Source organism: Rhizobium sp. AP16 (genome assembly GCF_000281735.1).
Classification (GTDB): Bacteria; Pseudomonadota; Alphaproteobacteria; order Rhizobiales; family Rhizobiaceae; genus Rhizobium; species Rhizobium rhizogenes.
Map to the genome: position 1 here is coordinate 81,690 of NZ_AJVM01000013.1, position 14,332 is coordinate 96,021.

Here is a 14,332-nt window from a genome sequence, read left to right on the forward strand (position 1 = left end):
TGTAGGGATGACGCCCGATGTTCGACCGTAAGATTCTGACCGTTAAATTCTGGAAGCGCACCCTCCGCAAGACCAGGGATCGCATCGCCACGCGCCTGTTCGATACCCGCCTCGGCCGCGATATCCTGATCAGTGCCATCGGGCCGCGCGTGAAGACCATGACGGTGGATTGCGGCGATCATGTCATGAGCTTTTCGCCGACCGACTACATCGGCCGCAAGGTGTTCCGCAAAGGGCATTTCGAGCGTGACCATGTCGACCGGCTGCTGACGGTGCTGCGCGAGCGCGGCCTGCTGCGCAAGGGAACGGTGCTGCTCGAACTCGGCGGCAATATCGGCACGCAGACCTGCTACTTCGCGCTCAGCGGCGCCTATCGGCGGATCGTCACCGTCGAGCCCGACCCACGCAACTTCCGGCTTCTGTCGCTCAATATCGCCGATAACGGGTTTCAGGATCTGGTGACCGCCGTCAATTGCGCCGCCGGCGACCGCGAGGGGCAGCTCGATTTCTACCTGAACCACAAGAACCATGGCAAAAGCAGCGCCTTGCGGCAAAGCCCGAGCGACGAGAAGATTTCCGTGCCGGTCCGGCCTGTCGCCGATATTCTCGGCGAGGCCGGCGTCGAAGCTGCCGATGTCGGGCTGATCTGGATGGATATCGAGGGGTATGAGCCCGTTGCCGTCAGGTCCATGCAGGCGCTGATGGCCCTCAAGGTGCCGCTCTACATGGAGTTCACACCGGCCTTTTACGGCAAAGAACAGACATCCGCCTTCATCGCCGATCTCACTGCTTACTATACGGAATGCCTGGCTTTTTTCGAGGACCGCACCGTACCGATGAAGGTCGCCGACCTGCCGACCCAGGGCGAGCAGTTCGACGTCCTCTTCCTGCGCTAGCGCCTATCGGCGGCGATAGATGAAATAGCGGCCCGCCTTCACGCCTGGCGGCAAAGGCAATGGCTCGAGATCGGGATGATCGAGGGACAGGCCGCTGACGGCGATACCGCGCGGAGCCAACACACCCACCATGATCTCGGGCAGCCAGGTCAAGGTCACCGCATCCTTCTCCTCATAGCCGGTGCCGATATCGGCATGGGCAAGCGAGGCGCCGATGCCGATGAAATCCCGAGCCGTGTCCTTGATCTCACCGAGCACGAGATTACCGGCTTCCGGCATCGACGGACCATAGGCATTGGCGGCGCGATCGAAGGCAACGATGCGACGGTCGGAGAAAAGCTCGCGCAGGTGATCGAAGGTACGGCCATTGCCGAGCCCAAGCTCCAGCACGGGACCGTCGAGTGTTTTAACCTCATCTGCAATACCGTTGAGGATGTCGCGTTGCGCAGTCAGGCGACGGATGAAACTATCCAGGCGGCTCATCGTATCTGTCTTGTCCTTGGCATCGTGGTATCTCTCCCACAGCCGAAGTAGCATGGTGCACGTCGCCGCGTCGACCACCCGCTGGTTTTTCGATGCGGTTGCTGTAGGGATAGAGTGTTGCGGCGCGCGTGCAAGGGGGTGTGTCATGGCCGATCCGAACGACGATTTCTTTCGCGCATTGCCGGTTTTCACCCATTTCGAGGGTGTCACCGACAGCGACAATTACCGGCCGCTTCCCGACGACTGGCTGCTGGCGGTGGCCGATATCGTCAGCTCGACCAATGCGATCGCCGCCGGCCACTACAAATCCGTCAATATGGCCGGCGCCAGCGTGATTTCCGCCGTGCTCAACGCGCTGGACAAGGGCGATTATCCCTTCGTTTTCGGCGGCGACGGCGCGCTGGTGGCCATTCCTCGCTCCGGCGAAACGCGCGTGCGGGAGGCGCTCTCGGCGGTGCGGACCTGGGTGACGGAGGAATTGCAGCTCAGCCTGCGCACCGCGCTGGTGCCCATGGCGGATGTCCGCGCCGAAGGACTTGATGTAAGGGTCGCCCGCTTCAGCCCCAGCGATTTCGTGTCCTACGCCATGTTTGCCGGCGGTGGTGCGAGCTGGGCGGAAAGGCAGATGAAGGCCGGACGCTTTGCCGTCGAGGCGGCGGCGGCGGAGACACGGCCGGACCTGACCGGCCTCTCCTGCCGATGGAACCCGATCAAGGCCCATAATGGCGAGATCGTTTCTATCATCGCCGTTCCCGATCAAGCAGGCACCGGCCCGGAGTTTCGGCGCCTCGTGACTGACATCATCGCCATTTCCGCGGAGCAGAACCGCGACGGCCACCCTGTCCCTGTAGAAGGCCCAACACCGGCGCTTGCCTTCAAAGGCGCCAAATTCGAGGCTCGCGCCACGGCACCGCTGACCAATCGCTGGCGTCGCAAGCTTGCAATCGCAGGCCAGATCGTTCTCCTCTACATTCTCGACAAATTCGGCATCCGCGCGGCAACCTTCGACGCCAAGATTTACCGGCGAGATCTCGCCGCCAATTCCGACTTCCGTAAATTCGACGACGGGCTGAAGATGACCATCGATGTCGACGCTGCGCATCTTGCGCGCATCGAGACGCGATTGCGCGAAGCCGAGGCAGAAGGCGTGTGCCGTTATGGCCTGCATCGGCAGGACAGCGCGCTCATGACCTGTTTCGTGCCAACACCACTGATGCGCGATCATATGCACTTCATCGACGGCGCCAGCGGCGGTTATGCGATGGCGGCGATGGCATTGCGTGAGAAGCTGCACACGGGCGAAAGCCTTTCCGCCTCGCAGCCGGCGTCCGGCATATCATGACGCGATCGATGGAATTTTCCGTGTCGATAGGTTTTCGACCATTGTTTCAGTGGGATCATATGCCTATTTAACAAGAACAAAACGAGATTCGCCGAGTTAGGTGCCTCGTTCCGCCGTGTCGTATCCCGGCCGGGAGGCCCAAGGACACGCTGAAATTATTTGAGGCGACGACACGATCTGGAACCCGCAAGGGAAGAATGTGCCGTCGCTTATCCGCATGTTTGCTCTCCGAGCGGTGCCGACAGGGCTGGACGTGGCGTTGCCGCGATCCACTATCTGGCAGCGCCGGAGCGGGTAATCTTGATAACAGGGATAGGCCGTGGGGACGATGACAGTTCATTCGAGTGTTTCCGATATTTTTCTCGACAAGGTCGCTGAATGGCTGACCCAGGCGGCGCTGACCGGCGAAGACCTGGAGACCATCGTTCGCGGTTTCTGCGAACGGATGGCGGCTTCCGGCCTGCCGATTGCTCGCGTGCACCTAACCTTTTCGATGCTGCATCCGCTCTATGACGCGCTGGGCTTCACCTGGCGTCGGGCCGGCGGGTTGACGATCGAGGGCTACCGGCACATGGACGACAAGCCGGAACGCTTCGTGCAGAGCCCGTATTATTATCTGCTCTCCAACAATCTCCTGCATCTGCGCCGCCGGATCGATGTCGACGGACCGCTGGAATTCCCGGTCTTCAAGGATTTGCGCGAAGAAAAGATCACCGACTACATCGCCTTCGTGCAGACCTTCGGTGCCGGTTCGGCCCAGGGAATGATGGGCTCCTGGTCGACCGACAGCCTCAGCGGCTTCAGCGAGGAAATGATCGGCGCGCTGATGCGTATGCAGAACCACCTGGCGATGGCCGCCAAGATGGCGGTCCTCGGCAAGCTCGCCAACAATATGCTGACCACCTATCTCGGCGGCGACGCCGGCAAGCGGGTACTGAACGGCCAGGTCCGCCGTGGTGATGGCGAGACGATTCGCGCTGCCCTCGTCATGGGCGATATGCGGCAATCGACCGTGTATGCCGAAAAGGAAGGCCGCCAAGCCTATATCGATACGCTGAACGAGTTCTTCGACGCCATCGCCGCGCCGTTCAACCGCAACGGCGGCGAGATTTTGAGCTTCCTCGGCGATGGTTTTCTCGCCGTCTACCCCTGCGGCCGGCACAAGGACCCCTCCAAGGTCGCCTGCGAAGCGGCGCTGTCTGCCGTTTTCCAGGCGCAGAGCCGGGTCACGGCGTTGAACAAGGATCGCCAGACGCGCGGCCTGAGCGAAGTCCGCTACGGCATCGGGCTGCATGTCGGCAACGTCATGTTCGGCAATGTCGGACTGAAGGATCGCCTGACCTTCTCGGCCTTCGGCGCCGCCGTCAACGAGGTGCAGCGGCTGCAGTCGCTGACCAAGAAATATTCGACGGAAGTGGTCGCGAGCGAGGCTTTCTCCGGCTACACCGGCAGCGAATGGGTGACGCTCGGCGAAGAGCGGCTGCGCGGCGTGCGGCAGCGTTTCACGGTCGTGCATCCAAAGGCCAACGCCGCGCTCAACGGCACGACGGAGGTCTTTCACGATACGGCCAGTGATGGTCTATCGGAGGCCGAGCAGGTTATTCTACTGCATCGGGACGCCAAGAAGTTCGAGATCCGCCCACAAGTCGAAAAATTCATTCAATGATAATAAGGCATGCTTAGTTAAGCATTTCCCGATAGATCATTGGAAAAATGACAGTTTTTTTACTGTTCAGGTCCTACTTTGACCAACTGGACACCCGTTATGGCCTACGTTAGTGTGCCGATTGGGGCCGCATAAGGTCGTGCAATTGGGACTACACAGGCATGACGTCAGGGACTGATTTATTGCGTATCGAGAACCTCGACGTCTCGTTCTCGATTTACGGGGACAAGTTGCGCGTGGTGAAAAACGCCAACCTGCGGGTCCTCCCCGGCAAGGTGACGGCGCTGGTCGGCGAATCCGGCTCCGGCAAGTCGATCATCAGCCAGTCGATCATGGGTATCCTGCCGACGCCCGCGCAAGCGAGCGGCCGTATTCTGTTTACCGATCCGCTCGACGGTCAGACCACCGACATTCTGCAGTTGCCGCGTGACGGCATCGCGATCCGCCAGATGCGCGGTGCGCGCATGGCCAACATTTTTCAGGAGCCGATGACCTCGCTGTCGCCGCTGCATACGGTCGGCAACCAGGTTAGCGAGGCCCTGCGCATCCACAATCCTGCTCTCAGCAAGGCCGAGCAGCGCGAAAAGACCGAGGAAATGCTCAGCCTCGTCGGCTTTCAAAATCCGCATCGCACCTTCGACATGTATCCGTTCGAGCTGTCAGGCGGCATGCGGCAGCGCGCGATGATCGCCATGGCGCTGATCTGCAATCCGGCGCTACTGATCGCCGACGAGCCGACGACGGCGCTCGACGTCACCATCCAGGCACAAATCCTCGGCCTGCTGCGCGGCCTGCAGCAGAAGTTCAACATGGCCATGCTGCTGATCACCCATGATCTCGGCGTCGTCGCCAACATGGCCGATGAAGTCGTGGTCATCTATCACGGCGAGATCATGGAAGCCGGGCCGGTCGAGACCATCTTCCGCCAGCCGCAACATCGTTATCTGAAGGCGCTGATGTCGGCGGTGCCGCATTTCGACATGAAGCCGGGCGAGCGGCTGAAATCCCTGCGTGACGTGCCGGTCAATCTCAGCACCTTCTCGGGCAAGAAAAAAATCGCCAAGGCCAATACCAACGCCACGGCGGCGCCGGACGTACTGCTTTCGGTCCGCAATCTCGTCAAGACCTATACATCCAAGGGCGGCGGGCTGTTCGGCCGCCGGGAGGGGACAAGATTCCGCGCCGTCGACGATGTCAGCTTCGATATCCGCCGTGGCGAATGTCTGGGGCTCGTCGGTGAAAGCGGCTGCGGCAAGACGACGGTCAGCAAGATCCTGATGCGTGCTGTCAGCGCCGACAGCGGCTCAGTCAGCTTCGATGACGGCGACGGCAAGATCGACGTACTGGCCGTCAAGGGCGACGCGCTCATGGATTTGCGCACGAAGATCCAGATGGTGTTCCAGGATCCGGTTTCCTCCCTGTCGCCACGCATGACGATCCGCAATATCCTGAGCGAACCCCTGGAAATTCATCGGCATGGCGACAGTGACGAGCGCAAGGACAAGGTCAAGGGGCTAATGCAGGCGATCGGGCTCGACCAGCACTATCTGAGCCGCTATCCCCACAGCTTTTCCGGCGGCCAGCGCCAGCGCATCGGCATCGCGCGTGCCCTGGCGCTCGGGCCGAAGCTCCTGATCCTCGATGAGCCGGTTTCAGCGCTCGACGTCTCGGTGCAGGCGCAGATCCTCAATCTTCTCAAGGATTTGCAACGAGAACTTGGTCTTACCTATCTCTTCATTTCGCACAATCTCGCCGTCGTCGACTACATGGCGGACCGTATCGCCGTCATGGCGCGCGGCCGCATCGTCGAGATCGCGCCGCGCGAGATCATTCTTCGCGATCCGGTCCACCCCTATACGCGCTCGTTGCTGGCCGCAGTCCCCTTCCCCGACCTCGACCGGCCGCTTGATTTCTCGGCGCTCAACAGCGAAGGTCCGGCCGCCAAGCAGAGTTGGGGGCCGCATTTTGCGGAGGAAGACGGCGGCGACCTCACCTATGCCGATCTTGGCGGCGGTCATTTCGTGCGCGCTCGCCGCGGCGCCGATGTTCAGGAATTGCGCGCGTGGTAACCCGTCGAACCTTCCTTGGCCTGATGGCCTCCAGCGTCCTACCATTCCCTGCCCTGGCCGCGGAAGTCGACAACGAGCCGGATTATCTCGCCGACTGGCTCCGCTCCGGCCAGATGCCGCCGCTCGTCAAGCGTCTGCCGAAATTTCCGCGTGTCGTCAACGTCAAGGCACTGGGTCGCGCGCCCGGCCATTATGGCGGCACGGTACGCACGATCATCGGCAGCCAGAACGATATTCGCTTCATGACGATCTACGGTTATGCCCGCCTTGTCGGCTATGATCGAACCTTGACGCTGCAGCCTGATATTCTCGAATCCTACTCCGCTCTCAATGATTGCGTTTTCACTTTCAAGCTGCGCAAGGGGCACAAGTGGTCGGACGGCCAACCCTTTACCTCGGATGATTTCCGCTATTGGTGGGAAGACGTCATTCTCAACAAGGAGCTGACGCCGGGCGGCGGTGCGCTGGAGCTGCGCCCGCATGGCAGCCTGCCGCGTTTCGAGGTCCTCGACGAGCTGACGGTGCGCTATTCCTGGGATGAGCCCAATCCGGACTTTCTGCCGAGCCTGGCCGCACCCCAGCCGCTGGTCATCTCCGGCCCCGGCCATTACCTGAAGCAATTCCACAAGAAATATCAGGACAGTATCCGGCTTGCCTCGCTGATGCAGGAATCCCGTGTGCGCAAATGGCAGGACATGCACATCAAGAAGGGCCGCGCCTACAGGCCGGAGAATCCCAAACTGCCCGTGCTCGATCCTTGGCGCAACACGACGGCGCCGCCGGCGGAGCAATTCGTTTTCGAGCGCAATCCCTATTTCCACCGCGTCGACGAAAATGGCCGGCAACTGCCCTATGTCGACCGTTTCGTTCTGAGCATCAGCTCGGCGGCGATCATCGCGGCCAAGGCCAATGCCGGCGAAAGTGACCTGCAGGCGACGGGCATAGACTTCAACGATTATGCGCTCCTCAAGGATGCCGAGAAGCGCCATCCGGTGAAGGTCAATCTCTGGAAATCGACGCGCGGTTCACGCGTCGCTCTGCTGCCGAACCTGAACAGCGCCGATCCTGTCTGGCGCGAAGTCTTGCGCGACGTGCGCGTGCGCCGGGCGCTATCGCTGGCGATCGACCGGCACGAGATCAATATGGCCGTCTTCTACGGTCTTGGCACCGAAAGTGCTGACACCGTGCTGCCGGAAAGCCCGCTCTACAAGCCGGAATATGCCTCTGCATGGATTGCTCATGATACGGCTCAAGCCAATGCGCTGCTTGATGCCGCCGGCCTCGACAAGCGCGACGAGGACGGCATCCGCCTGCTGCCGGATGGCCGGCGGGCGGAGATCACGGTCGAGACACCAGGCGAAAGCACGCTTGACACCGATGTGCTGGAATTGATCACCGATCATTGGCGCAAGGTCGGAATCGCACTCTTCACCCGGGTCTCGCAACGCGACATCTTCCGTAGCCGTGCCATGGGCGGCCGCATCATGATGTCGATCTGGTATGGCCTCGACAACGGAGTGGCCACCGCCGACATGAATCCCGGCCAACTCGCACCGACGATGGACGATCAGATGCAATGGCCTCTTTGGGGCATGTATTATCTTTCCCGCCAGACACAGGGCGTCGCGCCGGATGTGCCGGAAGCGGCGGAGCTGGTCAGGCTTCTTGGTGAATGGGGAAAGGCAGCCTCCTCCTTCGAGCGCGCCGAAATATGGCATAAGATGCTGTCGATCTATTCCGAGCAGGTCTTCTCCATCGGCCTAATTAACGGCACGATGCAGCCGATCCTGCATGCCTCGCTCCTGCAGAACGTGCCGGAGAAAGCGCTCTACGGCTTCGATCCAACCTGCTATCTCGGCGTCTACATGCCCGATACCTTCTGGCTGAAGGAGGATCCGGCGCATGCTTAAGTATATCCTCTGGCGCATTGCGGTGATGGTTCCGACGCTGATCGTCATCTCGATGCTGGTGTTCACCATCATCCAGTTACCACCAGGTGATTTCTTCGAAAGCCAGATTGCGGAACTTCGCGCTCAGGGCGAAAGCGCCAACCTGCAGGAAATCGAGGCCCTTCGCCACGAATATGGGCTCGATAAACCCATGGCCCTGCAATATGTCTATTGGGCCGCAGGCATGCTGCATGGCGATTTCGGCTATTCCTTCGAATATCAGTTGCCGGTCTCCGAAGTCGTCGGCGACAGGCTGTGGCTGACGATCCTCGTCTCGATGACGACGATCCTGCTGACCTGGCTGATCGCCTTCCCCATCGGCATCTATTCCGCCACCCATCAGTATAGCTGGGGCGACTATGGCCTGACCTTTCTCGGCCTGCTCGGCATCGCCATTCCGAACTTCATGCTGGCGCTGATCCTAATGTATTTCGCCAATGTCTGGTTCGGCGTCTCGATCGGCCACCTGATGGACCAGAAATACCTGTCGCAGCCGATGAGTTGGGAAAAGGCGCGCTCGATCCTGTCGCATCTATGGATTCCGGTCATCATCGTCGGGACGGCGGGCACGGCCGGCATGATCCGGCGCCTGCGCGCCAACCTGCTCGACGAGATGCAGAAGCAATATGTCATCACCGCCCGCGCCAAGGGGCTGCATCCCCTGAAGGCGCTGGTGAAATATCCGCTGCGCATGGCGCTGAACTTTTTCGTTGCCGACATCGGCTCCATCCTGCCGTCGATCATTTCCGGCGCGGAAATCACCGCCATCGTGCTGTCGCTGGAGACGACCGGCCCGATGCTGATCAAGGCATTGCAGAGCCAGGACATGTATCTCGCCGGCTCGTTCCTGATGTTCCTCGCTTTCCTGAACGTTATCGGTGTGCTGATCTCCGATATCGCCCTCGGCTTCCTCGATCCACGTATCCGCTTGCAAGGCAGGAGCACAAAGTGACCGCACCCCTGCCGCGCCCCGGCGCCCCATTGGAGCACTACGTTTCGAGTGCCGCCTTCGATCCGGATCAGTTCGAAGCCATGTCCGCCGGTCAGGCGCGTTACTACCAAGCCTCGCAGAAGCGGCTGATGTGGTGGAAGTTCAAGCGGCACAAGCTTGCGCTTGCCTCCGGCATCTTTCTCATCCTGCTCTACGGCACGATCCTGATTTCGGAGTTTCTGGCGCCCTACGGCCTGCATACCCGCAATGTCGAATATATCCACTCGCCGCCACAGGCGATCCATCTTTTCGACCAGGGAAAGTTCGTCGGCCCCTTCGTCTACGGCCGCACGATGACGCTCGATCTCGATACGCTGCGGCGGGTCTATACCGAAAACTCTAGGGATGTTCAGCCGATCCGTTTTTTCTGCCGTGGTGACCCCTATCGCTTCTGGGGCCTGGTGGATTCGGACGTCCATCTGGTCTGCCCCGCCGTCGGCGGACAAATGTACCTGCTCGGTACCGACCGCCTGGGCCGCGACGTATTGTCCCGGATCATCTACGGCGCGCGCATCTCCCTGACGATCGGATTGATCGGCATCAGCATCAGCTTCGTGCTCGGGATCGTCATCGGCGGCCTCGCCGGATATCATGGCGGGATCTTCGATCTACTGGTCCAGCGCGTCATCGAAGTGCTGCAATCGCTGCCGAGCCTGCCGCTATGGATGGCGCTCGCGGCGATCATGCCGGTGAGCTGGAGCCCCATCCTGATTTACTTCGGCATCACCATCATTCTCGGCATTCTCGACTGGACCGGGCTCGCACGAGCCGTCCGCTCCAAGCTCTTGTCTTTGCGCGAAGAAGACTATGTTCTTGCTGCGCAGCTGATGGGTGCGAGCTCGCCCCGCGTCATCGGCCGGCATCTCGTACCCGGTTTCATGTCGCATCTGATCGCGACGGCAACGATTTCGATCCCCAGTATGATTCTCGGCGAAACCGCGCTGAGCTTCCTGGGCCTCGGCCTTCGCCCGCCGATCACCAGCTGGGGCATTCTGCTAACCGAAGCTCGCGGCGCCAGCGTCATTGCATTTTATCCCTGGCTCCTTTTCCCGATGGTGCCGGTGATTTTGGTCATTCTGGCGTTCAACTTTTTAGGAGACGGCTTGCGCGACGCGGCCGATCCCTACAAATAGCGGAAAGCGTGGCCCGGAAATGGATTGCAATTCGAAGAGCGGCCGCGGACGTCGTTTGCAGAGAACCCGCGAAAATGACTTTCAGTCCTGAGGTTTTGCCCATGAAGCGGCGCTTAGAAGATGCTCGAATCCTCATGTATAGTCACGACACGTTTGGTCTGGGTCACCTCAGACGGTGCCGGACCATCGCGCATGCGCTTGTCGAGAACTACCGTGGACTAAAGGTCCTGATCATTTCCGGCGCAACGATCGCCGGCGCTTTCGATTATCGAGCGCGAGTCGATTTCGTGAAAGTGCCGAGCGTGATCAAGCTGCGCGACGGCGAATATACGTCGATGGCAAGCCATCTCGATCTTCAGGAAACGCTGAAGATGCGCCAGTCGATCATCCGCCACACGGCGGAGACCTTCCAGCCGGACATCTTCATCGTCGACAAGGAGCCGATGGGCCTAAAGGGCGAGGTCGAGGAGACCCTGCAATATCTGAAGGCGCGCGGCACGACGCTGGTGCTCGGTATGCGCGACGTCATGGATGCCCCGCATCTGCTCGAAGCCGAATGGAAGAAGAACAGCGTGCTGCAGAAGATCGACCAGTTCTACGACCGCGTCTGGGTCTACGGACCGCCGGACTTCCACGATCCGCTGATGGGCCTCGACGTTCCGCCCGGCGTTCGCCGGAAAATGGAATTCGTCGGCTTCCTGCAGCGCAGCGTCTCCACACAAGGCGCGAAGTCTGAACATGTGCCCGATGAAGACTATCTTCTCGTCACCACCGGCGGCGGCGGCGACGGTGCCGATCTCGTCAACGATGTCGTCAGCGCCTTTGAGCAGGACAACACGCTACAGCACAAGACGCTGATCGTGCTTGGCCCCTATATGCCCGCCAAGGAACGCATTCAGCTTCTGAAGCGCGCCAGCAAGATTGCCTGTCTTCAGGTGATCGAGTTCGACAACAAGATGGAGGAACTGATCGCCGGCGCCAAGGGCGTGGTCGCCATGGGCGGCTACAACACCTATTGCGAAATCCTGTCCTTCGACAAGCCGGCGCTGATCATTCCGCGCACCAGGCCACGGGAGGAGCAGCTGATCCGCGCCCAGCGGGCGAGCGAGCTCGGTCTCGTCGACATGCTGCTGCCGGAGGAGTCCGCCGATCCGAAGCAGCTTGCTGCCGCGCTGAAGCGCCTGCCGACCCGCGCGCCGCCATCGGCGAGCAGCGAGAACATGCGGCTGGAAGGGCTGGTTCATATTTCACGCATCGTCGGCGAATGGTTCGACGACCGCGAGCAATATCCGCCGCTGTCGGTCGTCGCCGAATAGAGCATCGGAACCCATCGATGCGCAAAAAGATTCTGGTGGTCCTCAAGGGCTACCCCCGCCTGTCCGAGACCTTCATCGCACAGGAGCTGCTCGGCTTGGAGAAGGCCGGTTTCGACCTGACATTGATTTCGATGCGCAGGCCGACGGACAAAAAGCGCCATCCCGTCCATGACGAGATCAAGGCTCGTGTCGTCTATCTGCCGGAATATCTCCACGACGAGCCGCTGCGCGTGCTGCGTGCTTTTTTCGCCGGCATCAGGAAGCCCGGCTTCAAGCCGCTGCTGAAGCAGTTCTGGGCCGATCTCAAGCGGGATATCACGCCGAACCGCTTTCGCCGTTTTGGCCAGGCGCTGGTGCTGGCACATGAATGGCCTGACAATGGCGAATGGCTGCACGCGCATTTCATTCACACGCCGGCCTCGGTGACGGCCTATGCAAGCATCATGACCGGCATTCCCTGGACCTGCTCCGCACACGCCAAGGATATCTGGACCTCGCCGGACTGGGAACTATCGGAAAAGCTCGGACGTGCCCGCTGGACGGTGACCTGCACCCGCAGCGGCTATGAGCATATGCGCGATCTGACGTCGATGCCCGACCATGTGCATCTGAGCTATCACGGCCTCGATCTCGCCCGCTTCGGCCCCTTCGCGGGTGAGCATTCCGATCGCGACGGCTCGCAGGCCTCCGATCCCGCCTTCCTCCTCAGCGTTGGCCGTGCGGTCGAGAAAAAGGGCTATGATGTGCTTTTGAGGGCGCTGGCGCTACTGCCCACCGACCTTCATTGGCGCTTTACCCATATTGGCGGCGGCGACGGGCTGGCGAAGCTGAAAACGCTCGCCGGCACGCTGGGCATTGCCGATCGCATCACCTGGAAGGGTGCGCTGGCGCAGGAAGATGTGCTGGCGCATTACCGTCAGGCGGACCTCTTCGCGCTTGCCTGCCGGGTCGCGGCCGATGGCGACCGCGACGGCCTGCCGAACGTGCTGGTCGAGGCATCCAGCCAGCGCCTCCCCTGCCTGTCGACCAATATCTCCGGCGTGCCGGAACTGCTGACCGATGGCGAAAACGGTTTCGTCGTACCGCCGGAAGACCCAAAGGCGCTGGCGGCGGCACTGGAACAGGCGATCCGCGATCCGGCGCTACGCCGCCGGCTTGGCGACGCTGCCGAAAAGCGCGTGCGTGAGCATTTCGACCATCATTCCAGCATTCGGCAATTGACGCGGCTGTTCGAGGAGCAGTGGCAAAAAGAAGAGCAATGGCGGAAATCGGCATGACAGCCTCCCGTACGTCGTCTCCACGCGTATTCTTTTATGTTCAGCACCTGCTCGGCATCGGCCATCTCGCTCGCGCCAGCCGGATTGCCAGCGCGATGGCAAAGGATGGCTGTCAGGTGACGGTCGTCACCGGCGGCGTGCCGGTAAACGGCTTTCCAGGCCCGGACGTCACCTCCGTCACCTTGCCGCCGGTCGTCGCCAGCAGCGCTGGTTTTTCGGGCCTTGCCGATCAATCGGCCAATGCCGTCGGCGAAGAGTTTCTGTCCGTGCGCCGCAACCTCTTGCTGGATGCGTTCTACACGGCCGCGCCTGATGTCGTCATCATCGAGGCCTTTCCCTTCGGCCGCCGCCAAATGCGCTTCGAGCTACTGCCGCTGCTCGATGCCATCGCGTCGGCCAATCCGAAGCCAAAACTCTACAGCTCGGTGCGCGATATCCTGCAGCAGCAGAAAAAACCGGGGCGTGATGAGGAGACCGTGAGCCTGCTGCGGGATCATTTCGACGGCGCGCTCGTGCATGGCGATCCGAGCTTCGTCCGGCTGGAGGAGACTTTTCCGCTGACTGCCGCCATTTCCGACAAGATCACCTATACCGGCATCGTCGCCCCGCCCTTGCCGCCGGAGCCGACCGAGATTTTCGACATCGTGGTTTCCGCTGGCGGCGGCGCGGTTGGGCGCGACCTGATCCGCGCTTGCCTGGAAGCGGCAAGCCTCATCGCCATCGACCGCCGTTGGCTGCTGGTGACCGGGCCGAACCTGCCGGAGCAGGACTTTATCGCTTTGACCGGGGATGCGCCCGGCAATGTCGACGTCGTTCGTTTCCGCAAGGATTTCCCGTCTCTGCTCAGGGGTGCGGAGCTGTCGATCTCGCAGGCGGGCTACAACACGGTCGGCGATCTCCTCGTCACCGGTTGCCGCTCCATCCTGGTGCCGTTCACCGCCGGCGGCGAAACCGAGCAGTCCGTGCGCGCCGAGCGGCTGGAAAAACTCGGGCTGGCGCTCGCGCTGCCGGAAGCTGGACTGACGACGGAACAACTCGTCGAGGCCATCGACAAGGCACTCTCGCAACCGAAGCCTTCGACCCTTGATATCGACCTCACCGGCGCCGAAAAGACCTCCGCGATCATCCGTCAATTATAGTGAAATTCGGGGTGACGGTCTGTCACTTCTCCTCGTCGTTTTGCCCCCCTCGTTTTCCGCAATCTTGTGAT

General features: G+C 61.0%; 11 protein-coding genes. 10 read left to right on the forward strand and 1 reads right to left on the reverse strand.

The annotated features are described in order from the left end of the window. The first annotated feature begins 17 nt into the window (after positions 1-17). Positions 18-896 (forward strand): FkbM family methyltransferase, encoded by an 879-nt coding sequence (locus PMI03_RS08180; protein WP_007691859.1) that lies wholly within the window; start codon positions 18-20, stop codon positions 894-896. A 3-nt stretch (positions 897-899) separates the two neighbouring features. Here PMI03_RS08180 and PMI03_RS08185 read toward each other — a convergent pair whose 3' ends face one another. Continuing rightward, positions 900-1,379, reverse strand: coding sequence for a class I SAM-dependent methyltransferase (locus PMI03_RS08185; RefSeq protein WP_039973696.1), 480 nt, complete (start codon positions 1,377-1,379; stop codon positions 900-902). Between the two features lie 145 nt (positions 1,380-1,524). Between PMI03_RS08185 and PMI03_RS08190 the strand changes: the two genes are divergently transcribed. The 9 genes from PMI03_RS08190 (at position 1,525) to PMI03_RS08230 (ending at position 14,261) form a co-directional block, all read left to right on the forward strand. Continuing rightward, entirely contained in the window at positions 1,525-2,721 is a 1,197-nt protein-coding gene (locus tag PMI03_RS08190; protein WP_007691864.1) for a DUF3095 domain-containing protein, read from the forward strand. A gap of 328 nt (positions 2,722-3,049) precedes the next feature. Further along, complete coding sequence (locus tag PMI03_RS08195; RefSeq protein WP_007691866.1) at positions 3,050-4,387, forward strand: adenylate/guanylate cyclase domain-containing protein; 1,338 nt, start codon at positions 3,050-3,052, stop codon at positions 4,385-4,387. Positions 4,388-4,548: 161 nt separating this feature from the next. Then, complete coding sequence (locus PMI03_RS08200) at positions 4,549-6,456, forward strand: ABC transporter ATP-binding protein (RefSeq protein WP_007691868.1); 1,908 nt, start codon at positions 4,549-4,551, stop codon at positions 6,454-6,456. Then, entirely contained in the window at positions 6,450-8,366 is a 1,917-nt protein-coding gene (locus PMI03_RS08205) for an ABC transporter substrate-binding protein (protein WP_007691869.1), read from the forward strand. The genes PMI03_RS08200 and PMI03_RS08205 overlap by 7 nt, the downstream gene beginning before the upstream one ends. After that, positions 8,359-9,357 (forward strand): ABC transporter permease, encoded by a 999-nt coding sequence (locus PMI03_RS08210; RefSeq protein WP_007691870.1) that lies wholly within the window; start codon positions 8,359-8,361, stop codon positions 9,355-9,357. Before PMI03_RS08205 ends, PMI03_RS08210 begins: the two co-directional genes overlap by 8 nt. Beyond that, a complete protein-coding gene (locus PMI03_RS08215) occupies positions 9,354-10,529 on the forward strand; it encodes an ABC transporter permease (RefSeq protein ID WP_007691871.1) in 1,176 nt (391 codons plus the stop codon). The genes PMI03_RS08210 and PMI03_RS08215 overlap by 4 nt, the downstream gene beginning before the upstream one ends. 101 nt (positions 10,530-10,630) lie before the next feature. Then, positions 10,631-11,845 (forward strand): glycosyltransferase family protein, encoded by a 1,215-nt coding sequence (locus PMI03_RS08220; RefSeq protein WP_007691872.1) that lies wholly within the window; start codon positions 10,631-10,633, stop codon positions 11,843-11,845. Positions 11,846-11,862: 17 nt separating this feature from the next. Next, positions 11,863-13,122: a glycosyltransferase family 4 protein gene (locus PMI03_RS08225; protein ID WP_007691873.1), complete on the forward strand. Its 1,260-nt coding sequence runs from the start codon at positions 11,863-11,865 to the stop codon at positions 13,120-13,122. After that, positions 13,119-14,261, forward strand: coding sequence for a glycosyltransferase family protein (locus tag PMI03_RS08230; protein WP_007691874.1), 1,143 nt, complete (start codon positions 13,119-13,121; stop codon positions 14,259-14,261). The genes PMI03_RS08225 and PMI03_RS08230 overlap by 4 nt, the downstream gene beginning before the upstream one ends. Positions 14,262-14,332 lie beyond the last annotated feature (71 nt).